The following is a 22,573-nucleotide window of genomic DNA, read 5'->3' as shown; positions in this document are numbered from 1 at the left end:
GTCTTGGAATGGTAGCTGCGCCGGACGAGCCAACCCCGCATCTTTTGCAGTCATTCTTGAGGGCTTACGCGTTTGTCCGAACCGCTTGGGATCACTTTCGAGGAACACGACCGCGCCGGCGTCGTGACGCTCGACCGGCCCGCAAGGCTTAACGCGCTCACGCGCGAAATGTTCGAAGCCCTGAGCGCCAACTACCGGCGCTGGGAACCCGCCGCGCAGATTTACGGCGTGGTGATGGAGTCGACCCACCCCAAAGTCTTCTGCAGCGGCGGCGATCTGAAAGTCCTGAACCAACTCAACCATGACGGTGCCGTAGACGAGATACGCGAATTCTACCGTTCTGCTTATACCCATGTCTGGGTCCTTGAGAAATTCATCCGGCCCAACGTCCCGCTGATCAACGGTCTCGCTTTCGGCGGCGGCATCGGAATTTCCCTGTTGGGGACACATTGCGTCGCCGGCGAGGGCTACCGGTTCGCGATGCCGCAAGTCGGGATCGGATTCCTGCCCGACATCGGAGGAACCTACTTCCTCCCACGCCTCGACGGCTGGGTCGGTACGTATCTGGCTCTTACCGGAGCTGAGATCGGCCCTGCGGATGCACATCGTCTACGCCTCGTAACTCACTATATTCCATCGCCTTATTTCGATGTGATCAAGACCTCGCTGGCCGACAACCATCCGATCGACCGCCTTCTCGACGGGCTGCACCAAGATCCCGGCGAAGGCGACCTCGTGCGGCTCACCCCCGCCATCAACCGCATCTTCTCGGCCCCCACGGTTGAAGAGATTTTGGAGCGGCTCGATGCGGAACCGGAAGGGCCCTATGAGACCTGGGCCCGGGAGACGGCCGCCACGCTGCGCCAGAAGTCGCCCACCTCGCTCAAGATCGCGCTTCAGCAGATGCTGCGCGGCAAGGCGTTGAGCTTGGCGGAAGCCCTCCAGCTCGAGTTCCGTCTCGCATCGCACCTCGTCACGACGCCGGACTTCAAGGAGGGCATCGACGCCAAGATCGCCGGCAAAGGGCGGGCCCCCAAATGGACGCCGGAGACGGTGGCCGACGTTGACGACTCCCGCATTGCAAGCCTGTTCGAAACACCAGTGGATGGTGAACTCGAACTTAACGAGCCAAAGCAGATTTTCCAATAATTGTTGGAATCAAACGGCGTCGCGCAAACATCAACAAGAATTAAGCTTAGAATTTTATCGACTCTTAAGCGTTCCAATTAAGCGCATCTTAGTCGGAAGGCTTTTATACTCATCGCCAAGTTGGGGATAAACAACAACTAAATGGGGTTGGCAATGAATGTAGCTCTGAAAATTGGAGCCGATGAAACTGCTGTTGAGGAAAATGACCTCAAGTCTTCTTACATTGGTTCGTTGAAATTGATCGAGCAACTGCACCGGTTGCTTTTGGATGTCATCAAAGATGAGTTCGAGCGTCTTGGCCGCACGGACGTAAATAGTATCCAGGCATTGCTACTTTACAATATCGGCGATGACGAAGTCACAGCCGGAGAATTGACGGGCCGTGGCTACTATCTCGGCTCGAATGTTTCCTACAATCTCAAGAAGCTTGTTCAGGCCGGCTTCGTGAATCATCAGCGTTCGACCACCGATCGACGTTCGGTGCGTGTGAGTCTGACTGAAAAAGGCCGTGAAGTATCCGACGTGGTCAACCGCTTGTTCGAGCGTCAGCTCGGTTCGCTGGAGCAGGTCGGCGGCGTGGCTCAAGACGATCTCGAGAGCCTGAACAAGTCGATGTTCCGCCTGCAGCGTTTTTGGTCCGACCAGATCCGCTATCAGCTCTAGAAAAATCCGCCCTGGACAGAGTGTGGCTGGCCCGGGAGCCTGACGGCTCCCGGCGGTCCTGTATGGCCTTGCCATGTGCCTTCGCGGCGCAGCACTCAAATTCGCCTGATTTTTCCTTCATCGTACCCAAATGACACGTGGGCCGTGCTTCGGCGCGGCAGTGAGGGACAATCGAGTCCAAGGGGCTGCAGATAGATCCGGCGGACCGGAGCAGGGCTCACCTTGCGCTGGTTAATGGTTTGTAAGGTTTCAGCCGGATTCAATGGCGCCCGAAACGGGTAGAGCTACGGCACCATTCAGCTATACTAAAGCGAATGGAGTTGCCGCAGCTGACGGGAGCGGCGCATGCCCAAATTGAATGTGGTTTTTAAGTACGGGTCACGCCTGACGATCGGTGGACTCGCGGTGACGCTGCTGTGCGTCAGCGCGCAGCCTCTGAGCGCCGGTCCGTTCAACATGTTCAAGTCCCGGGATGCCCAGACCGAAGCGGCAACACAAGGGAGCGTCGGTGGAAGCGGCGGTCTCTTCGGCGGCCTGTTCAATGGCGGCTCGCGCAACACGCAGCCGCAAGGGGAGGTGACGCGCTCCGAATTGCCGACGGGCGATCCGGAAGTCGCCATGATCCTCAATCCCGGCCTCGGCACGCCGACCCTCGCCAAAGGAAACATCGCAGCGACCAGGACGGCCATACAGCAGTACAAGGCGATCGTCGCACAGGGTGGATGGCCGATGGTTCAACCGGTCGCGATGAAACCCGGACGGCGCGGCACTAACATCCAGACGCTGCAGCGCCGGCTTCAGATCGGTGGCGACCTGATGACCACGTTCGAACCGGGCCGCTATGACAACGCGACCGTCGCGGCCGTGAAGCGTTTCCAATACCGCCACGGTCTCCCGGCCACGGGCGTCGTGGACTCGAAGGCCACGGTTGCGGCGCTGAACGTTCCGGCGAGCACGCGCCTGGCGCAGCTGGAGGCGAGCCTGAAGCGCCTCCAACGCCGAGCCGGCAAGACGACGAACCGCTATATTCAGGTGAACGTTCCCGCGGCGCAGGTGGAAGCGGTGCGCGGCGGACGCGTGGAACTGCGGAACACGGCGGTCGTCGGCAAGGTCGAGCACCAGACGCCGACCCTGGCGAGCAAGGTCTCGCAGGTGAAGTTCAATCCCTATTGGAACGTGCCGACGAGCATCGTCAAAGCCGACCTGATCCCGAAGGGACGGCAGTTCGCCAGCCGCGGACAAGACATGCTTGCCGCCTATCACATGGAAGCCCTGGATCGAAACGGTCAGATCGTAGATTCCCGCACGATCGACTGGTACGGCAACGAGGTCTACACCTACCGCTATCGCCAGAGGCCGTGGGAAGAGAACTCGCTGGGCTACATCAAGATCGATTTCCCGAACAAGGACGCGGTCTACATTCACGACACGCCGCTGAAGAGCCTGTTCGGCAAGGCCGTGCGCTTCGAGAGTCACGGCTGTGTTCGCACGCACAACGTCGATCGTCTGGCAGCCTGGGTTCTCGACAACAATCCGTCCTGGAACCTGTCGCGCATCCAATCGCTGCGGCATACGTCACAGCAGGAGAACGTCCCTGCCACGCAAACGATCGGTGTCTACTTCACGTATATCAGCGCGTGGGGCACGCCGGACGGCTTGGTGCATTTCCGGCCGGACATCTACAATCTCGACACGCGCGGAACCTACGCCTCGAACTACTAGGCGCGCCTCAGGGCAGCGCTGGGAGCGCTTGCAAGAACACTCAATGTGGGCCGTTCCGGTTTGAAGCCGGAGCGGCCCTTTTCGTATCGGCTCGCCTACGCACCCTTCGCGGCGCGCGCCCCGCAACCTCCGGCCCGTGCGTGAGGAGGGGATTCGAATGGACGCAAAATCAACTGCTTGACTATTATATTAGGTACACCTAATTTAGTGGCATCTAATGAAAGGCCAATAGAGCACCATGACAGGCGCCCCGAAGGATTTCGCCAAATTCGAAGCCAATGCCGCCCTCGTGGCGAGCATCTTGCGCGCACTCGCAAACGAGCGCCGCTTGATGATCCTGTGCAAGCTGGCCGAATGGGGCGAGGCCAGCGTGAGCACCTTGTCGGAGGCGGCGGGTCTGTCCCAATCGGCAACGTCTCAGCATCTCGCCAAGATGCGGGATGAAGCGCTCGTCGATTTTCGCCGGGACGGTCAAACGGTTTGGTACCGCATCGCCGAGCCGCGCACCGAGCTTCTGCTCGGATATCTCCAGAAGCTCTATTGCCCCAACGACTAACCCCAATTTTGGATCAGGAGCAGTACGATGAGCCTTCCCACCATTAGCCCCCAGGACGCCAAGCGTTTGATCGACCAAGGCGGCACATTGGTCGACATCCGCAATGCCGACGAGCGCGCCCGCGAACTCATTCCAGGCTCGAAGCACGACGCTCTTTCTAACCTCAACCAACTGTCGGACACGTCGGCGCCCATCATCTATCATTGCCACTCGGGCGCCCGCACAGCGCAGAATGCGGCTCGCCTCCGGGCGGCGGCACCGTGTGAGGCCTACATCCTCGAAGGCGGACTGGAGGCCTGGCGGAAGGCGGGACTGCCGGTGCAAGTCGACAAGAGCCAGCCCCTTCCGATGCAGCGCCAAGTGATGATTGGCGCGGGCAGCCTGGTTCTCTCGTTCGTCCTTCTCGGGCTGTTCGTTTCGCCTGTGTTCTTCGCCTTCGCCGGCTTTGTTGGCGCAGGCCTCGTCTTTGCCGGGATCACCGGGATCTGCGGCATGGCCAAAGTGCTTGCGCTCATGCCTTGGAACCGCAGTGCGGTCGGCGCCTGACGTTCACGCCACTTGGCATGGCGCCCGTATCCCTCTTGTTGGGGTCGGGCGCGCTGCCGGCCATCTTCAATAGCCGTCATCGTTTTGATCCCGCGGCCGCATCATCGCGGCCGCGGCATTCGCGCTTCTAGGCACGGGCTGAACAAGGGTGCGAATTTCACTTGCTAATGGGTGGGGCACGCCGTTTTTTCCTTTGCTCACAAATTATTCCGGGCAGCCCCGTTCTACGAATTGGGTGTTGCTAGCGTCGCCGTGCGACATGTGGTAGAGCCAGCCAAATCAGCCTGAACCCGCCACCTGAGCTCGTTTCAGCAGCGGTATTGCGCAGGCCCAAAACAAGTTTGAGCTCGAGGAGCAGTTTGAGATGACGGCCAGTGATTTTTTCAGCAAGCATGCAAAGGATTCAGACCCGGCGGTTTGGGGCGCGATCGAGCGCGAGGGGCAGCGCCAGCAAGACGAGATTGAGCTGATCGCGTCGGAGAACATTGTCTCGCAGGCCGTACTGGACGCTGTCGGAACGCTCCTCACGAACAAATACGCCGAAGGCTACCCGGGACGCCGTTACTACGGCGGCTGCCAATACGTGGACGAGGTCGAAACGTTGGCCATCGACCGCGCGAAGCAGCTCTTCGACTGCGAATTCGCCAACGTCCAGCCCCATTCGGGCTCTCAGGCGAACCAATCCGTCATGCTTGCCCTGATCAAGCCGGGCGACACGATCATGGGTATGAGCCTGGCCGCCGGCGGTCACTTGACCCACGGCGCGCCGCCGAACGAGTCCGGCAAGTGGTTTAACGCCGTGCAGTACGGCGTGACCAAAGATACCAACCTCATCGACTATGACGAGGTCGAGAGCCTCGCCAAGGAACACCAGCCGAAGCTGATCATCGCCGGCGGGTCCGCCTATCCGCGGCAGATCGACTTCAAGCGTTTCCGCGAGATCGCCGATGCGGTCGGCGCCTACCTGCATGTCGATATGGCTCACTTTGCCGGTCTCGTCGCGGCCGGTCTGCATCCGAGCCCGCTGCCGTATGCGGACATTTGCACCACCACGACGCATAAGACCCTGCGGGGTCCGCGGTCCGGTCTTGTGGTCTCGAACAATCCCGACATCGGCAAGAAGATCAATTCGGCCGTGTTCCCGGGTCTGCAAGGCGGACCGCTGATGCACGTGATCGCCGGCAAGGCCGTCGCCTTCGGTGAGGCGTTGCAGCCGTCCTTCAAAGGCTACATCCAGCAGGTCATGGACAATTGCCGGGCCTTGGGCGAGACCCTGGTCGACGGCGGTCTGGCGCTGGTTTCCGGCGGTACGGACACGCACCTCATCCTCGTGGACATGCGTCCCAAGGGACTGACGGGCAAGGCCGCCGAGGAAGCCCTCGGCCGCGCTTTCATCACCTGCAACAAGAACGGTGTGCCGTTCGATCCTGAGAAGCCCATGGTCACGTCGGGCATTCGCCTCGGTTCGCCTGCGGGCACGACGCGCGGCTTCGGTGTTGCCGAGTTCCAGCAGATCGGTGGCATGATCCTCGAAGTGCTCGACGGTCTCGTCGCCAATGGCGAGGAAGGCAACAGCGCCGTCGAGGAGAAGGTGAAGAAGCAGGCCATCGAGCTCTGCGGCCGTTTCCCGATCTACAAGGTCTAGGTTCGGTTCGGTTGGTGTTGACGAAGAGGAGGGCGATCGCCCATGCGGTGCCCTTATTGCGGCAGCCCCAACACCCAGGTTAAGGACTCGCGCCCAAGCGAGGACCACACGACGATAAGGCGCCGCCGCGTCTGTGCAGACTGCGGCGGCCGCTTTACCACTTTCGAACGCGTACAACTCCGTGAACTGACGGTTATCAAGCGGAGCGGACGCCGCATTCCCTTCGATCGCGACAAGCTGATGCGCTCGGTCCAGATCGCGCTGCGCAAGCGGCCGGTCGATCCCGAACGGACGGAACGGATGGTCAGCGGCATCGTCCGCCGGCTCGAGAACATGGGCGAGAGTGACATCCATTCGGAGACCATCGGTCACTTGGTGATGGAGGCGCTGAAGGGCCTCGACGACGTCGCCTATGTCCGCTTCGCCTCGGTCTATAAGAACTTCCGCGAAGCCAAGGATTTCGAAGCGCTGCTCGGGGAACTCGCCGGAACCGAAGGGGAAGACGGCGAGGACGATGCAGGCAGCTCGAACGCTCTCGACGACTGACCAAGGCGCGCTTTCATGACCTCGCGCGACGCGCACTACATGTCCCAGGCTGTCCGGCTCGCAAGACGCGGGCTGGGGCTCGCTTGGCCCAATCCGGCCGTTGGCGCTGTCGTCGTCGCGCCGTCTGGTGAGATTGTCGGGCGGGGGTGGACGGCGCCGGGCGGACGTCCCCACGCCGAAGCGATCGCACTGGACCGGGCAGGGCACCGCGCGGAGGGCAGCACGCTCTACGTCACGCTCGAGCCCTGCAATCATGAAGGCGGACGCGGCGCCCCCTGTTCCAGCGTCATCATTGCGGCACAGGTGGCGCGCGTCGTTGTCGGCATCCGCGATCCCGATCCGCGCACGGCCGGATGCGGCATAGAACGGCTCAAGGCCGCGGGTATCGAGGTCACCGAAGGCGTGTTGGCGCCCGAGGCCGCCTCCGTGACCCTTGGGCATCTGATGCGGGTCACCGAAGGCCGGCCGGCCGTGACGCTGAAACTTGCTGTCGGGTCCGACGGACGCATTCCCCGAGGCGATGGCGAGCCCGTCTGGACCACCGGGCCACTGGCCCGGGCTCATGGCCATCTCCTGCGCGCGAGGAACGACGCCATTCTGGTGGGGCGGGGCACCGTCGAGGCGGACAATCCGTCCCTGACTTGCCGGCTGCCGGGCATGTCATGCCGTTCGCCGGTGCGTGTGGTGATGGACCGGCGGTTGCGTACGCCCCCAACCGCAACGTTGTTTGACGATGTCATGGTGCCGGTTTGGCTGCTGTGCGCTGCGGGCGAACCTCAGCCCAATGCGGATCAGCTGCACGACCATGGCGCGGAGATCGTACCCGTGCCGGTCAACGATCTCGGCATGATCGACCCTCAGGATGCGTTGGAAACACTGGCCCACCGTGGGATCACACGCGTCCTGATTGAAGGGGGACCGTCGATCGCCGAAGCATTTGTGGCCGCCGACCTTGTGGACGAGGCGGTGATCTATCAAAGTCCCAATCCCGTCGGAGACGGCGGACTAATCCCGTTTGGCGGCGAAGGCCTTGATCGCCTTGCTGAAAACGGGCATTTCACATTCATAGCCACGCGCACCTTCGGCCCTGACCGAATGACGCGCTGGCGCAGGATAAGATCATGTTCACTGGAATTGTCAGCGGCCTAGGCACGCTTGTCGGCCGCAAGGGCGGCACCTTCAAGATCAAGACACCCTACAAGAGCAAGAGCCTGGAACTCGGCGCCTCCATTGCCTTTGACGGCTGCTGCCTGACGCTCACCGAGATCGAAAAAGTCAAAGGCGACGGGGCGACCGTAAAGGTCGACGTCTCGAACGAGACCCTCAGCCATACGACCATGGGTACTTGGGAGACGGGGCGCCGCATGAACCTGGAGCGCGCCTTGGCCCTAGGCGAAGAGTTGGGGGGGCATATCGTCACGGGACATGTGGACGGCGTCGCGAAGGTCGTCTCGCGTTTCCCCGACGGCGACAGCGTCCGGTTCCTCCTGGAAGTGCCTGGAGAGTTCGCCAAATACGTTGCCTCCAAAGGCTCGGTGGCCCTGAACGGCGTTTCGCTGACGGTCAATGAAGTCGAAGGCACGCGTTTCGACGTCAACATCATCCCCTTCACGCTCGAACATACGAGTTGGGGAGACCGGCAGCCCGGCGATCTGGTAAACCTTGAAGTCGATTTGCTCGCACGTTACGTGGCACGGCTGGCGCAAGCGGAAGGAATGCATTCGTGACGGCTTTGACTGCGGCGGAAACCACTGAACTCAAACGGCTTCTGTCGCCCATCGAGGAAGTGATCGAGGACGCCCGCAACGGCAAGATGTTCATTCTTGTCGATGCGGAGGACCGCGAGAACGAGGGCGATCTCGTTATCCCGGCACAGATGGCCACGCCCGACGCCATCAACTTCATGGCCAAGTACGGACGCGGACTTATCTGCCTGTCCGTTGCTGCCGAACGCGCCAGGCAGTTGCACCTCGAACTCATGTCTCAATCGAACCGTTCCCGCCATTCGACGGCGTTCACGGTTTCGATCGAAGCCCGCGAAGGCGTCTCCACAGGCATCTCCGCCCATGACCGCGCCCACACGATTTCCGTCGCAATCGATCCGACCAAGGATCATCGCGACATTGTCACACCCGGCCATGTGTTTCCGCTTCTGGCCAAAGAGGGCGGTGTCCTTGTGCGCGCCGGACATACGGAGGCGGCCGTCGACATTTCGCGGCTCGCAGGTCTCTACCCGGCTGGCGTGATCTGCGAGATCATGAACGACGATGGCACCATGGCGCGCCTGCCTGACCTCGTGACCTTCGCCGAGCACCACGATCTGAAGATCGCGACCATCGCGGATCTGATCGCGTATCGTCTGCGCTACGACCATCTCGTCGAGGCCGTCGCGGACACGACGATCGATGGGCCGCATGGGGAGCCGTTCCAGGCCAAGGTCTATGCCACCACGGTCGACCCGGTCGAGCATGTGGCCCTGGTCAAAGGGGACATCACCGAAGGCGGCCCGGTTCTCGTTCGCGTGCACGCGGTCAACACGCTCGAAGACATGGTCACGCCCGGTTGCGACAACTGCGTGCGCAAGGCCATGGACATCATTGAGCGGGAAGGGCGGGGCGTTGTCGTCTTGATCCGGGAGTCCCGGCCCGACGCGATCTCGGCCGGCCTCACCAAAGGCGCTAATGGCGACGGTCAGCCGCGGCTGATGGACTACGGAATCGGTGCGCAGATCCTTTTGGACCTTGGCGTGCGTGAAATGGTTCTGCTATCGAACTCGCCCGCACGCAAGATCGTCGGCCTTGAAGGCTATGGATTGACGGTCGTTGGTCATCGCGGACTGGAGTAAGACTTATGAGCCGCAAAGGCCCCAATTCCGTTCTCATCATCTCGGCGCGTTTCTATGAAGACATCGCGGACGAGCTCACACGCGGCGCCACCGAGGAGCTCCGCGGCAACGACGTGGAGTTCGAGGAGATCTCTGTGCCGGGCGCACTCGAGATTCCGCTGGCGCTCAGTCTCGCGCTCGCCAACGGTTTCGTCGGCCGTGCCGGCCGGCATCGGGCCTGTATCGCCCTTGGATGTGTCATTCGCGGACAAACCAGCCATTTCGATATCGTCGCGCGCGAGTCCGGCGCTGGCTTGAGTCAGCTCGCCCTGCAGCATGGCGTGCCCGTCGGCTCCGGGATCATCACCTGCGAGAACATGGAACAGGCTTGGGAGCGCGCGAGCGTCGACGGGCGGAACAAGGGCGGCGATGCGGCTCGTGCCTGTCTGACCCTGATGCGCCTAGAAGAGCAGTTTTCGTCTGCGAGCCGGCGCTAAAGACCAAGGCTTCGAAGGCTATGGCACAAAAGAAAAAGACCACGGACCGCGCCAGTTCCAGAAGCGCGGCGCGCCTCGCGGCTGTCCAGGCCCTGTACCAGATGGACATGACCGGCATCGACCTCAACGATGTGGTCGCGGAGTTCCAGATGCACCGGCTGGGCCAGGTCGTGGAGGGGGACCACTATCACGAGGCCGAGGCCGAGTTTTTCCACGATCTCGTTGACGGCGTGGTCCGGGAACAACGCCAATTGGATCCCATGCTCGATCAGCAGCTGGCCGAGGGCTGGCGGCTGAACCGGGTGGATTCCATTCTGAGGGCCTTGCTCCGCTCCGCCGCGTTCGAGCTCTATATCCGCGACGACGTTCCAAGCCGGGTGGTGATCAACGAGTATGTCGACATCGCTCACGCCTTTTTCGACGGCGAGGAGCCCAAAGTGGTCAATGGGGTCTTGGATCGGCTGGCACGGAAGGTAAGGTCGGAGGAATTCGCCCGCGCCGCGTTGCGTGAGGGCTGATCTCGGGAAAGGGAGCTGGCACCATGGCACTTGCGGGAGAATTCGACATCATCGCCCGCATCTTTGCGCCACTTGCCAAGGAGACCGGGGCGCTCGGCCTCAAGGACGACGCCGCCGTCCTGACCGTCACCGACGATCATCAGCTCGTGGTGACCTGTGACACGCTCGTCAGCGGCATTCACTTCCTCAGCGACGATCCGCCGGCCTCCATCGGCTACAAGGCCCTAGCGGTCAATCTGTCGGACCTGACGGCCAAAGGCGCCCACGGTTATGCCTACACGCTCTCTCTCGCGCTCCCGCGCGACACGGAGATGGATTGGCTCGAAGCCTTCGCTGTCGGGCTCGCCGAGGTCCAGGATCTGACGGGCATCTCTCTGATCGGCGGCGACACCACCGCAACGTCCGGCCCTCTCACCATCACCATCACCGCGCTCGGCCTCGTGCAGCATGAGGCGGCGATCACGCGTCTTGGCGCGAAGCCGGGCGACCGGCTCTATGTTGGCGGCACGATCGGGGATTCGTGTTTGGGCCTGAGACTTCTAGAGGACCCATCGCTCGGCCAGAGCTGGGGGCTTTCCGAAGAGGACGTCGCCTATCTGACGGAGTGCTATCGCCGTCCGCCGATCGGCACGCTCGAGGCGCTCCTGGTCCGGAATTTCGCCAAGGCCTCGATCGACGTCTCGGACGGGCTCGTCGCCGATATCGAGAAGCTCTGTGCCGTCTCCCACGTCGGGGCCAAAATCGAGGCCGGCCGCGTGCCGGTCTCGGCGGCGGCGCGTAAAGCGCTCGAGGCCGCACCGGATCTACTGCCGGACCTGCTGTCGGCTGGAGACGACTACGTGCCGGTGATCGCCGTTTCGGAGAGCTCGGCGGACCTTTTCGAATCAGAAGTTGATGAGCAGGGGGTAGACTTTGCGCAATTAGGCGCGGTCACGGACACGGACGGGATTCGCGTATTGGATGAGCGCGGCAACGAACTGACCCTGAAAAACAAGGGCTTTAGCCACTTCTAGCCCCGAAACCAGGTTTCTCCGTCCTTCGTACTAGGGGCGCGTGCGTCTGTTGCTTCTATGCCCCAATTTTGGCATTTTCCGCGGCGGCCTAAGTCCACACACGGGGGAAACAAGCGGCGGACACTTGCCATGTCGTTCAAGCAGCCGCGATTTATTCAAAGTCCAACAAATTCAATAATCAGGGACGGTCTTCTATGACATGGGTTCTCTATCTCATCATGGCTTGCGGCGCGCTTTCGATCGCGTACGGGGTTCTGACCAGGAATGCGATCCTGGCCGCCGATGCAGGCACACCCAGGATGCAGGAAATCGCCGCCGCCATCCAAGAAGGGGCGCAGGCATATCTTTCCCGCCAGTATCAGGCCATCGGCCTGGTCGGGGTCGTGATCTTCATCATCCTCTTCTTCCTGCTCGGCATCTTGCCGGCCATCGGGTTCGCGATCGGCGCCATTCTCTCCGGCATGGCGGGCTATATCGGCATGAACGTCTCGGTCCGGGCGAATGTCCGGACTGCGCAGGCCGCTACCAAGAGCCTCGCGGACGGCCTTAGCCTCGCGTTCAAGTCGGGTGCCATCACCGGTCTGCTGGTGGCTGGTTTGGCGCTTCTGGGCGTCACGATCTACTTCTGGGTGCTGACAACGATCCTCGGTCACGACGCATCGTCCCGCCAAGTGATCGATGCGCTTGTGGCGCTTGGCTTCGGCGCCTCGCTGATCTCCATCTTCGCCCGCTTGGGCGGCGGCATCTTCACCAAGGGTGCGGATGTGGGTGGCGATCTCGTCGGCAAGGTCGAAGCGGGCATCCCCGAAGACGATCCGCGCAACCCGGCAACGATCGCCGACAATGTGGGCGACAATGTCGGCGACTGCGCCGGCATGGCCGCTGACCTGTTCGAGACCTATGTGGTCACGGTCGTGGCCACCATGGTTCTGGCGTCAATCTACTTCACCGGCGCCCTGACCGAGCCGATGATGCTGTATCCGCTCGCCATCGGCGCGACCTGCGTGATCACGTCGATCATCGGCACCTACTTTGTCCGCCTGGGAGCCAGCAAGTCCATCATGGGGGCGCTCTATAAGGGCGTCATCGTGACGGGCATCCTGTCCCTGATCGCATTGTGGCCGGTTACCGCATTGATGATCGGCATGGATACGACCATGTCGTTCGGCGATGTCAGCTTCACCGGCATGTCGCTTTATCTGTGCGGCGTGGCGGGGCTCATCGTGACGGCTCTGATCGTGGTCATCACCGAGTATTACACCTCGACCAAGTTCCGGCCCGTGCACGAAATCGCGAAAGCGTCCGTCACCGGGCATGGGACGAACGTCATCCAGGGCCTCGCCGTGTCGCTCGAGTCGACCGCGTTGCCCGCGCTCGTGATCATGGCAGGCATCATCGTCACCTTTAACTTGGCCGGCCTGTTCGGCATCGCCATCGCGGTAACCACGATGCTGGCCTTGGCAGGCATGGTGGTCGCGCTCGATGCCTTCGGTCCCGTGACCGACAATGCCGGTGGCATCGCTGAGATGGCGGGGCTGCCGGAAAACGTGCGTGAAACCACGGATGCTCTGGATGCCGTCGGCAACACGACCAAGGCCGTCACCAAGGGTTATGCCATCGGTTCGGCGGGTCTCGGCGCGCTGGTGCTGTTTGCGGCGTATACGGAAGATCTCAAATACTTCGCGGCCAATGCGGCGACGTATCCGTATTTCGAAGGGGTCGATCCCGCCTTCACGCTGTCGAACCCGTACGTGGTCGTCGGGCTCTTCCTGGGTGGTCTGCTGCCGTATCTGTTCGGCGGTATCGCCATGACGGCTGTGGGCCGAGCTGGCTCCGCCATCGTCGAAGAGGTGCGCCGTCAGTTCAAGGAGAAGCCGGGCATCATGAAGGGCGAGGATCGCCCGGACTATGGCCGTGCCGTGGACCTGCTGACCAAGGCGGCGATCAAGGAGATGATCGTTCCCTCGCTCCTGCCGGTCCTGTCTCCGGTGATCTTCTTCTTCCTGATCGACTGGATTGCCGGCAAGAGTGCTGCCTTCTCGGCGCTCGGCGCCATGCTGCTCGGCGTGATCGTCACGGGCTTGTTCGTCGCCATCTCCATGACGGCGGGCGGCGGTGCCTGGGACAACGCCAAGAAGTACATCGAAGACGGCAACCACGGCGGCAAGGGCTCGGAGGCCCATAAGGCCGCGGTGACCGGCGATACGGTCGGCGATCCCTACAAGGATACGGCCGGTCCCGCCGTGAACCCGATGATCAAGATCACGAACATCGTGGCCTTGCTGCTCCTGGCCGTGCTCGCACACCAATAGCGGCAGGCGGCCGTTGGGCCGCGCCAACAGAATACCAGCCCCGTTCCTCGTTAGGAGCGGGGCTTTTCTTTAGGGGGTTAAATGCCGGGGATGCCGGATTGGCCGGCGCCGGTCTGATCCTTGAAGAGCTGACGGTTGGCGAGGTTGCCGAACATCTGCTCGACGAAGCTCAGATCCTTACCGCGGGCAGGGGTCTCGCCCTTGTAGTAATTGACGACTTGACCGTCCTTGATGCCGTAGCGGGCCACGTCGGTTACGCGTTCCGAGCCGTTGAAGTAGACGGCCACGACCTGCCGGTCGATCTCCCTGGGCTTCATGAAAGCGACGGTCTTCATGGTCGACGAGATGTAATAGTAGGCATCGCCGCCGATGGCGCTCGTCGTGTCCGGCGAGCCGAGCACGGTCTTGACGTCGGCCTTGGACATGCCGGGCCGCACCTGATCGAGATCGACATCGATGAACACGTGGCCGTGGCGGTCGACCTGACCGGCGCAGCCGAGCATGGGGGCCGCGCCGAGAAACAGTGCCGCGAGCACGGGCCAGGTTGCCCTTGTCGGTGCTGGCTTGACGTTTCGCAAAATAATGCGTTCCCCTCGATCAGGATCCCCAATAGGCCTGAAGTGGCCGAGAATCTCTGGTAGAAGCTAGACGAAATGCCTTGGTCCCTAAAGCCTTTCGCCAACCTGCTGCCTTCGGCCAAATCTTGGGCCAAAACCTTGGGCAGAGGCGCTCCTCATGCAGACGATCTTTATGATGCGATTATGGCGCAGGCGCGACTTCCAATTTATTACCAGACACTTGGCATTCCCGATACGCTTGAAGGACGGTTCTCGATCCTGACGCTCCATCTCTTCGCTGTCTTCCGCCGGCTGAAAGGCGGAGGCGCCGAGGCGACGGCCACCGCTCAAGCCCTTGCGGACCGCTTTGTGGCCGATATGGACACGGTCCTGCGTGAGATCGGCGTGGGGGACCTCGCGGTCCCCAAGAAAGTCCGCAAGCTCGTGGCGGGCGGCGCCAATCTCATTGAAAGCTACGACCGTGCCGTTGCCGCCGGAGGGACAGCTCTGGAAACGGCGATCGCCAAGAGTTTGCCGCTGGATGAGGACAAGGCGAGGGCAGCCAGTGCCAAGCTCACGCCCTATGTGAACGCGGTGCTAGAAGACTTGAAGGCGCAACCGATCGAGGAAATTTGCGCCGGCCGGGTAGGGTTCCCCGAAATTCCCGGCGAACGAGGCTCCTGACCATGACTCAATCTGTGAACGAAGACGTCCAACCCCCGCCGCTGACTCGCAAAGTCAAGCTCGGAACCGTGGAGCCGGGCGCCGACAAGACGATCGAGATTGGAGAGGACGAGCGCAAGGCCATCATGGACCTGCTCGACCTGTTGGATCTCGAAGGGCTTAGGTTCGACTACCGTGTGCGCCAGGGTGCCGGCAAGCGGTTGCACGTCACAGGCCGTCTGCGGGCGGACGTGGTCCAGACATGCGTCGTGAGCCTCGAGCCGGTCCCGGCCAGGATCGACGTGCCGGTGCAGGCCGAATTCTGGCCCCAGGATAAGATCGTGGCGCTGCAGGAGCGCGCAGAGGATCCCGCTCAGGCCGGAGAGATCGTTTGGCCGGAGCCCATTGAAGGCGACGCGATCGACCTCGGCCCGCTCGTCTACGAGACCCTCGCGACGGCGCTCGATCCGTACCCGAAAAAGACGGGTGCGGAGTTTGCGTGGTCGGACCCCAAACCGTTGGGGGAAACGCCAAAAAACAACCCATTTGCGGTCCTCAAGGACCTCAAGAAGTCCTGAGTTCCGCGTGCAAGCATAAAATCAGGTTGTCACTGACCGGCATTTACGTCTATTCGGGTTCGGTTTCCGGGGGTGCCACGGCGTATGCGCCTGGCCTTAATCTTCCAGATCGGTAGTGGAGAATGGCTGCTCCAGTCACCATAGCGCTCGACGCCATGGGCGGGGACCACGGCCCTAGCGTGGTCATACCGGCGGCGGCTCTCGCCCTCGTCAGGCATCCGCACATGCGCTTCATCCTTGTGGGCGATCAGGCTCAGATCGAGGCTGAGCTGCAGGGCCATGCCGACCTCGCGGCAAAGTCCGAGATCATCCATTCCGACGTCGCCATTGCGATGGATGCCAAGCCCAGCCAGGCGCTTCGCCGCGGGCGGTGGAAATCCAGCATGTGGCTCGCCATCCAGGCCGTTCGGGACGGACAGGCCCATGCCGTCGTCTCGGCCGGCAATACCGGCGCCCTGATGGCCATGTCCAAATTCTGCCTGAAGACCGTCAAGGGCATCGACCGGCCCGCCATTGCCGCCATTTGGCCCACCGTGGACGCCGAATGCATCGTGCTCGACGTGGGCGCCAATGTCGGCGCGGACACGCGGCAACTGGTCGAATTCGGGCTGATGGGGGCCGCCATGGCCCGGGCGCTTCTCGGCATGGAGAAGCCTTCTATCGGCCTCCTGAATATCGGCGTCGAAGAGGTCAAAGGCGTCGAGCAGATCCGCGAAGCCGCGGCGGTCCTCAAGTCGGCGCCGCTGCCCATCCGCTACCACGGATTCATCGAAGGCAACGACATCGGCCATGGTGCCGTGGACGTCGTCGTGACCGATGGATTCACCGGGAACATCGCCTTGAAGACCGCCGAGGGAACGGCTAAGCAAATCGCTCAATACCTGAGAGCGGCCATGGGGCAATCGTTCCTGTCCCGGCTTGGGGCGCTGCTGGCGCAAGGCGCATTCCGGGCCTTGAAAGAAAAAATGGACCCCCGGCAACTCAATGGCGGTATCTTCCTCGGCCTGAACGGAATTGTCGTGAAGAGCCACGGCGGGACCGATGAGACGGGTTTCGCGAGCGCGGTCGACCTCGCTTACGAAATGGCGTTCAGTGGCGTCGTCGAACGCCTTGGCGCCGACGTCGCGCATTTCCATGAAAAGCTCGAGCTGGACGGCGCGGCTTAAGCGGGCGGAGTAGGTTACTTGTCGAATTTGCGGTCAGTGGTGAAGGGGGTCGGCGGCTATCTGCCGGACCGTATTGTCACCAATGAAGACCTGACCGCGACCGTGGACACCTCCGATGAGTGGATCGTGGCCCGGACCGGCATCCGCGAACGCCGCATCGTCGCCGACGGCGAACTCACATCCCACATGGCGATCGAGGCCGCCAAGAGGGCGCTCGATCACGCCAAGGTCGATGCCGAGGATATCGACCTGATCGTGCTTGCCACCTCCACGCCGGATCAGACATTCCCGGCCACGGCGGTCACGATCCAAGCCGAACTCGGGATTACGGAAGGCGCCGCCTTCGACGTGCAGGCAGTTTGCTCGGGCTTCGTTTTTGCGCTCGCCACAGCCGACAATTACCTGAAGAGCGGCCAATTCAAGCGCGCCCTCGTGGTCGGCGCCGAAGCCTTTTCGCGGATCCTCGATTGGGAGGACCGGTCCACATGCGTCCTGTTCGGCGATGGAGCGGGCGCGCTCGTGATCGAAGCGCAGAAGCCGAATGGCGCGCCTCTCGAAAGAGGGGTGCTGGCGACGACCTTGCGGTCGGACGGCCGGTATCGCGACAAGCTCTACGTGGATGGCGGACCGTCCTCAACCGGAACGGTTGGTCATCTCCGCATGGACGGACCGGAGGTGTTCCGGCACGCCGTTACCAAGATTAGCGACGTAATACTGGAAACATTGCAAAAAGCGGATCTGACCCCGGCCGACATCGACTGGTTCGTCCCGCACCAAGCAAACAAACGCATCTTGGACGGGGCGGCCCGAAGACTTGGTCTGGAGCGCGAACGGCTTGTCATGACCGTCGACAAGCACGCGAATACATCAGCGGCTTCGATTCCTCTTGCGCTCATGACGGCCTGCTCGGACGGCCGCATCAAGGAAGGTGACCTCGTTCTGTTGGAAGCGATGGGCGGCGGCTTCACATGGGGCGCGCTACTGATCCGCTGGTAAGTGCTGCGAAAGCCACACCTGTCGAGATTATGACGCAAAATCAGGAATTTGATACGACGGGCAATTGACCCATGCTTGCCCGCTCGGCTAGCATCCCTGCTCGTCCCGCGACTTTGGGGGAGCAGTACGACGATGGGCGGGAAGACACTAACACGAGCTGACCTTGCGGAAGCCGTGTTCAAAAAAGTTGGGCTACCGCGAAATGAGTCGGCGGAAATCGTGGAGCTGGTGCTCCGCGAGATCGTGTCGAGCTTGGAGAACGGGGACCAAGTCAAATTGTCGTCCTTCGGGTCGTTCGGAATCCGCGAAAAAGGCGAGCGGATCGGCCGGAACCCGAAGACGGGCCAGGAAGTGCCCATTACGCCGCGGCGCGTGCTAGTCTTCCGGGCCAGCAACATCATGAAGCAGCGGATCAACGAGTCGTTGTCCGGGGGCAACTCCCAAGACTAGGGGGTTCCCGAGACGAGCGCCATCGATCCGCCGGGAGGAGTGCTTTGGACAAGGCACCCGAGGCCTTTCGCACGATTAGCGAAGTCGCGGATGAATTGGACGTCCCCAAACACGTCTTGCGGTTCTGGGAAGCCAAGTTCAGCCAACTTAAGCCCATGAAGCGGGGCGGCGGCCGCCGCTACTACCGTCCGGAGGACGTGGCGCTACTCAAGGGTATTCGGCTCCTGCTCTACAGCGACGGTTACACCATTCGCGGCGTGCAGAAGATCCTGCGCGAGCAGGGCCCACGCTACGTGATGGAGTATCAGGGACTTAGCGAAGCGGGCGGTACCGACGACGAAACGATGGCGCCGGATATTCCCGACGTGGCCGCAGAGGTAGTCCGCAGTTCGATCTCGCAAGGCTTTGGCTCGGACGAGGACGATTTTGCCGCGCTGATCGACGAGCTCGAGAGCTGCCGTCAGATTCTCGCAAATGCCGACCGGCAGGACTGAAGACCAGGACTGAGGGCAAAGAATTCCAGCGGGCAGGCTGCTTTGGCTTGTCTCTATGGCGCGAACCGGTATATGCAGGTCGCCCAATACCGGAATGTCGGAGCGTAGCGCAGCCCGGTTAGCGCACCGGTCTGGGGGACCGGGGGTCGGGAGTTCAAATCTCCCCGCTCCGACCACTCTTCTCCCACAAAGCCAAATGACATTACCTGCGCCGCGCCAGACTGTCGGCGCGGAATACACAGCGCGCGGCTGCTCGGCCGGCCAAAGACGTCGTTGTTTCGATGTGATGATTGCTTTGTGGAGAGGCGGAGCCGGGGCTCAAACCAGAAGAAGCCCTGCCAGATGGCAAGGCTCCCTCCGTTTCCCTCGTGCCCCCGCGTCAACGCGCGTTGGAAGCAATCTTACTGTCCCAATCTGGGCGAATATCGGGCAGTCGGACTCATTGATGAGAAAGTCCCCAACCTGTTGCAGATGGGTGACGGTTGGGCGGTCCACAGCCCTGGTGTTCGGAACACAATTTTGTCATTTTCTTGGGGTCCGGGCCGGTGCTATTATCCGTGCTAGTGGCGGAGTTTCCCTCCTCCGTCCAGGTTCCCCCCCAAATAGGAACCATTTTGAAAGCCCCGGCAGCCCCCCGTCCGGGGCTTTCTTTTGTCCGGTATTCCAAGTGCATCAGCAGAAGCCTGCCAGGCGCCACCCAGCCCTAGGGCGCGGTTCTGCGCTGTGAGGAGGGCGCCAAGGCCATGCCCCAGATCAGCGCCATGATCAGGTAGAAGTGCCGCCAATGGTCCGTGTCGACCACAAGCCCCTCGACGACCATTCCGAGAAATGCCGCCAGCAGTACGATACTGATGCCGTCGCCCCCGCGGTCGCGGATGACGAGCCGCAGCCCCAGGACGATCGTTGCGAGCACCAGCAGCAGGTAGAAGGTTCCCCCGAGCCATCCGGTGTTGAGATACATGTTGAGATAGACCTGATGCACGTCCTCGGGATGATGCAGCCGGGCGAATTCCAGTGCGCCGATGCCGAGCGGATGTGATGCGACAAGCGCGGCCGCCTTCCGCTGGCCTCCGAAACGTCCTTCCGGTCCGACGTCGTAGGACTGCTCGAAACTCGCGCGTTCGCCGAGCCTCTCGGAGATCTCCGGCACCGTCGCGATTGCCACCAAGCCGCCCACGACAACAAGGGTACCCAGGATCCCCAGCGCCAGCAGCTTCATGCGCTTGCGGTTCGATTCCGACATCACGAACGCAAAGAAGCCATACGCCACCAGCCCCACGGCGGCATTGAGCCAGGCGCCGCGTGAGTAGCTGAGCAAGGTCGCCAGGACCAGCACCATCAGAACGGCGCTCCATAGAAGAGCACGCGAGGTGCGGCCGTTCAGCATGCCGTTCAAGGCGTAGAGGATCGCGGGCACCAGAAACGCGCCCAGCACGTTGGCGTCCTTGAAGGTGCCGCGCGCCCGGCCGAATTCGGTCAGGACCTCGTAGAGGGCCGGCACCAGATTGAAATAGCCGATCAGAGCGGCAATGGAGGCGATCAGCCCCGCGGTCACATAGGCCGACATGATCAGCTTCGTGTGCGGCGTCGGGTTCTTGGCGACGAAGGCCGCGAGAACAAACGAGGTGAGAGCGAGATAGAGAGTGATGGTGACGTGTTTGACCGGCACCGCGAAGATGCCTGCCTGGGTCGAAGCCACAAAGCCGCCGGCGACGATGCCGCAAAGCAGCAGCAGGTAGACGGACAAGCCACGGGGAAGCGCGATGAGGCCGGCGACCGGCAGGACGACCATGGCGCCGAGCAGCAGAACGTCATAGGGCGACGGTTCGACGTACACAAAGCAGCCGGTGACGATGACCAGCCAGAGATAGATCAGCACCAAGCGCTTGAAGCCGGGCCGGATATGACCGCCTGATTGCCCCACCGAACGCATCGGGGCAGGGACTTGAGCGTCGACTCCGCCGAAGGCCAGGGACACGGGATCGCTCCTAATAGGCGTTCTCGCCGCGGACGAGGGCAAGCGGCGTCATCAGGAGGATGTAGAGGTCGAACATCACGGACCAGTTCTCGATGTAGTAGAGATCGTGTTCCACGCGGCGTTCGATCTTTTCCGCCGTGTCGGTTTCCCCGCGCCAGCCGTTGATCTGCGCCCAGCCCGTGACGCCGGGTTTCACCCGATGGCGGGCGAAATACCCATCCACTGCGTCGTGATAGAGCTTGTCGGCGGCTTTTGATTGGAGCGCATGCGGGCGCGGGCCCACCAGGGAGAGATCGCCCTTCAGCACGTTGAAGAATTGCGGCAGTTCGTCGAGGCTCGTCCGGCGCAGGATACGCCCAACACGGGTCACCCGCGGATCGTCCCGCGTCACCTGTTCGAGGCCATCCGGGCTTTCGCCCTCGACATACATCGAGCGGAATTTCAGAACGCCGATCGTCTCGTTGTTGAAGCCCAAACGCTTTTGCTTGAACAAGACAGGACCTTTCGAATCCAGCTTCACGGCGATCGCGATCAACGCCATGACCGGCGCCAGCGCCACCACGGCGATGGAGGCGACGATCTTGTCGAACAGCCACTTCTTGACGACGTCCCAATTGGCGATGGGCTTGTCGGTCAGGTCGATGAAAGGCACGTTGCCGATATACGAATAGGTGCGCGGCCGGAACCTGAGAGGACTTCCGTGTACGGACAAACGAATGTCGACCGGCAGAACCTGCAGCTTCTTCAGCAGATGCAACAAGCGCTGTTCCGCGGTGATCGGCAGGGTGACGATCAGCAAATCCAGACGTGAGGTGCGCGCATATTCCACGAGCTCGTTGATGTTCCCGAGCTTGGGATAGCCGGCGATGATGGGAGCAACACGATCGGCGCCCCGATCGTCGAAAACCCCGACGATCCGAATGTCCGCATCGGCGGATGCCTCGAGGGCCTTGATGAGATTCTCGGCCTCCGGCCCGCCGCCGACAATCACGGCACGGCGGTAGAGGCGCCCCTCCTTGAGCCATTGCCGGGCCATGACCGAGACAAGCAGCCGCTCGACGAAGAGCACGCCGAGCCCCGACACGTACCAGGTTGCGATCCAGACACGAGAGAAGTCGGCGCTGATCTTGCTGAAGAAGGCGATGCTCATCAGGCCAGCCATCACGATGGTCCAGGCGATCACGACGCGCGTGAAACTCGGTACGAACGTGTTGAAGGAGGGAACCTGATAGAGACTGAACACATCCGCGATCATCATGTAGCCCAGGGCGGCAACGAAGATGGCGGCGAGATAGAAGAGATGGGTCCGGTCTCCCTCGTACTCCACATAGCTGAGATAGATCGCAAGCCCGAGCAGAACGATGAGCAGGAACTCGACGACACGGACCACGCCGGAAACCACGACCGGCGGCATTAGTCGCAGCGTGCCGCCCCGCCGAATTTCGGCAAGTGGCGGGCGCGGGGCCTTACGCCGATCCGGGAAGGGGGTCTCGTTACCGCCTTGCTGCGCCCGGCGGTCTGCAGTGCGTTTTTGTGCAGCTGCGTCTAACTCGCTCATCCTTGCTCGATCCCGAAATGCGGCATCTGCGGCCGCTTGAACCCGATAGTGCGCACCAACGGACGGTGCGCTGTCGCATTGTCCCGACCGGCACTCTCGCATGGAGCAGCTTTTGGATCGGTTTAGCGTATAGCCTATCGGC

The 22,573-nt window shown here is 61.9% G+C and carries 23 protein-coding genes and 1 tRNA gene; 21 read left to right on the top strand and 3 right to left on the bottom strand.

The window, feature by feature from the left end; translation table 11 throughout:
• Positions 1-72: 72 nt before the first annotated feature.
• The 14 genes from DCY11_RS00435 (at position 73) to DCY11_RS00370 (ending at position 13,991) form a co-directional block, all read left to right on the top strand.
• Positions 73-1,149, top strand: a complete 1,077-nt coding sequence (locus DCY11_RS00435; protein WP_108680544.1) for an enoyl-CoA hydratase/isomerase family protein — start codon at positions 73-75, stop codon at positions 1,147-1,149.
• A 153-nt stretch (positions 1,150-1,302) separates the two neighbouring features.
• Positions 1,303-1,812, top strand: coding sequence for a transcriptional regulator LdtR (ldtR, locus tag DCY11_RS00430; RefSeq protein WP_108680542.1), 510 nt, complete (start codon positions 1,303-1,305; stop codon positions 1,810-1,812).
• 345 nt (positions 1,813-2,157) lie between these two features.
• On the top strand, positions 2,158-3,534 hold the full coding sequence (locus DCY11_RS00425; RefSeq protein ID WP_108680540.1) for a murein L,D-transpeptidase: 1,377 nt from the start codon (positions 2,158-2,160) through the stop codon (positions 3,532-3,534).
• Positions 3,535-3,772: 238 nt separating this feature from the next.
• Positions 3,773-4,090: a helix-turn-helix transcriptional regulator gene (locus tag DCY11_RS00420; protein WP_069445475.1), complete on the top strand. Its 318-nt coding sequence runs from the start codon at positions 3,773-3,775 to the stop codon at positions 4,088-4,090.
• A 27-nt stretch (positions 4,091-4,117) separates the two neighbouring features.
• Positions 4,118-4,636, top strand: coding sequence for a rhodanese family protein (locus tag DCY11_RS00415; RefSeq protein ID WP_108680538.1), 519 nt, complete (start codon positions 4,118-4,120; stop codon positions 4,634-4,636).
• Positions 4,637-5,000: 364 nt separating this feature from the next.
• The gene (glyA, locus tag DCY11_RS00410; protein ID WP_108680536.1) at positions 5,001-6,281 is read left to right on the top strand and encodes a serine hydroxymethyltransferase; all 1,281 of its coding nucleotides are present in this window, start codon (positions 5,001-5,003) and stop codon (positions 6,279-6,281) included.
• A 42-nt stretch (positions 6,282-6,323) separates the two neighbouring features.
• Entirely contained in the window at positions 6,324-6,827 is a 504-nt protein-coding gene (nrdR, locus tag DCY11_RS00405) for a transcriptional regulator NrdR (protein WP_069445478.1), read from the top strand.
• Between the two features lie 15 nt (positions 6,828-6,842).
• The gene (gene ribD / locus DCY11_RS00400) at positions 6,843-7,976 is read left to right on the top strand and encodes a bifunctional diaminohydroxyphosphoribosylaminopyrimidine deaminase/5-amino-6-(5-phosphoribosylamino)uracil reductase RibD (protein WP_108680534.1); all 1,134 of its coding nucleotides are present in this window, start codon (positions 6,843-6,845) and stop codon (positions 7,974-7,976) included.
• The gene (locus tag DCY11_RS00395) at positions 7,949-8,554 is read left to right on the top strand and encodes a riboflavin synthase (protein ID WP_108680532.1); all 606 of its coding nucleotides are present in this window, start codon (positions 7,949-7,951) and stop codon (positions 8,552-8,554) included. The genes ribD and DCY11_RS00395 overlap by 28 nt, the downstream gene beginning before the upstream one ends.
• The gene (ribB, locus tag DCY11_RS00390) at positions 8,551-9,672 is read left to right on the top strand and encodes a 3,4-dihydroxy-2-butanone-4-phosphate synthase (RefSeq protein WP_245409403.1); all 1,122 of its coding nucleotides are present in this window, start codon (positions 8,551-8,553) and stop codon (positions 9,670-9,672) included. The genes DCY11_RS00395 and ribB overlap by 4 nt, the downstream gene beginning before the upstream one ends.
• A 5-nt stretch (positions 9,673-9,677) precedes the next feature.
• Positions 9,678-10,148, top strand: coding sequence for a 6,7-dimethyl-8-ribityllumazine synthase (gene ribH / locus DCY11_RS00385; RefSeq protein WP_108680530.1), 471 nt, complete (start codon positions 9,678-9,680; stop codon positions 10,146-10,148).
• A 20-nt stretch (positions 10,149-10,168) separates the two neighbouring features.
• Positions 10,169-10,666, top strand: coding sequence for a transcription antitermination factor NusB (gene nusB, locus DCY11_RS00380; RefSeq protein ID WP_108680528.1), 498 nt, complete (start codon positions 10,169-10,171; stop codon positions 10,664-10,666).
• 23 nt (positions 10,667-10,689) lie between these two features.
• Positions 10,690-11,679: a thiamine-phosphate kinase gene (gene thiL, locus DCY11_RS00375; RefSeq protein WP_108680526.1), complete on the top strand. Its 990-nt coding sequence runs from the start codon at positions 10,690-10,692 to the stop codon at positions 11,677-11,679.
• A gap of 194 nt (positions 11,680-11,873) precedes the next feature.
• The gene (locus tag DCY11_RS00370; RefSeq protein ID WP_108680524.1) at positions 11,874-13,991 is read left to right on the top strand and encodes a sodium-translocating pyrophosphatase; all 2,118 of its coding nucleotides are present in this window, start codon (positions 11,874-11,876) and stop codon (positions 13,989-13,991) included.
• Positions 13,992-14,068: 77 nt separating this feature from the next.
• Here the strand turns inward: DCY11_RS00370 and DCY11_RS00365 are convergent, their stop codons facing one another.
• Positions 14,069-14,527 (bottom strand): outer membrane protein assembly factor BamE, encoded by a 459-nt coding sequence (locus DCY11_RS00365; protein ID WP_108680522.1) that lies wholly within the window; start codon positions 14,525-14,527, stop codon positions 14,069-14,071.
• Positions 14,528-14,752: 225 nt separating this feature from the next.
• On the opposite strand from DCY11_RS00365, the gene DCY11_RS00360 reads away from it, so the two are divergent.
• The 7 genes from DCY11_RS00360 (at position 14,753) to DCY11_RS00330 (ending at position 19,071) form a co-directional block, all read left to right on the top strand.
• Positions 14,753-15,232, top strand: a complete 480-nt coding sequence (locus DCY11_RS00360; protein ID WP_159079699.1) for a ubiquinol-cytochrome C chaperone family protein — start codon at positions 14,753-14,755, stop codon at positions 15,230-15,232.
• Between the two features lie 2 nt (positions 15,233-15,234).
• Positions 15,235-15,789, top strand: coding sequence for a DUF177 domain-containing protein (locus DCY11_RS00355; protein WP_108680518.1), 555 nt, complete (start codon positions 15,235-15,237; stop codon positions 15,787-15,789).
• A gap of 122 nt (positions 15,790-15,911) precedes the next feature.
• Positions 15,912-16,955, top strand: coding sequence for a phosphate acyltransferase PlsX (gene plsX / locus DCY11_RS00350; protein WP_108680515.1), 1,044 nt, complete (start codon positions 15,912-15,914; stop codon positions 16,953-16,955).
• Positions 16,956-16,973: 18 nt separating this feature from the next.
• A complete protein-coding gene (locus tag DCY11_RS00345; protein WP_108680513.1) occupies positions 16,974-17,951 on the top strand; it encodes a beta-ketoacyl-ACP synthase III in 978 nt (325 codons plus the stop codon).
• 132 nt (positions 17,952-18,083) lie between these two features.
• Complete coding sequence (locus DCY11_RS00340; protein ID WP_045366968.1) at positions 18,084-18,401, top strand: integration host factor subunit alpha; 318 nt, start codon at positions 18,084-18,086, stop codon at positions 18,399-18,401.
• A gap of 44 nt (positions 18,402-18,445) precedes the next feature.
• Positions 18,446-18,895: a MerR family transcriptional regulator gene (locus tag DCY11_RS16095; RefSeq protein WP_108680511.1), complete on the top strand. Its 450-nt coding sequence runs from the start codon at positions 18,446-18,448 to the stop codon at positions 18,893-18,895.
• A gap of 98 nt (positions 18,896-18,993) precedes the next feature.
• Positions 18,994-19,071: transfer RNA gene (locus DCY11_RS00330), tRNA-Pro, on the top strand.
• Between the two features lie 527 nt (positions 19,072-19,598).
• Here the strand turns inward: DCY11_RS00330 and DCY11_RS00325 are convergent.
• Together DCY11_RS00325 and DCY11_RS00320 are read right to left on the bottom strand one after the other, a co-directional pair.
• On the bottom strand, positions 19,599-20,873 hold the full coding sequence (locus DCY11_RS00325; RefSeq protein WP_159079698.1) for an O-antigen ligase: 1,275 nt from the start codon (positions 20,871-20,873) through the stop codon (positions 19,599-19,601).
• Between the two features lie 10 nt (positions 20,874-20,883).
• Complete coding sequence (locus DCY11_RS00320) at positions 20,884-22,431, bottom strand: undecaprenyl-phosphate glucose phosphotransferase (RefSeq protein ID WP_108680507.1); 1,548 nt, start codon at positions 22,429-22,431, stop codon at positions 20,884-20,886.
• Positions 22,432-22,573: the final 142 nt, after the last annotated feature.

This window comes from Methyloceanibacter sp. wino2 (genome assembly GCF_003071365.1).
In the GTDB taxonomy this organism is placed as follows: Bacteria; Pseudomonadota; Alphaproteobacteria; order Rhizobiales; family Methyloligellaceae; genus Methyloceanibacter.
Note: the sequence above shows the minus strand (reverse complement) of the source record. Positions and strands in the feature narration are given on the sequence as shown.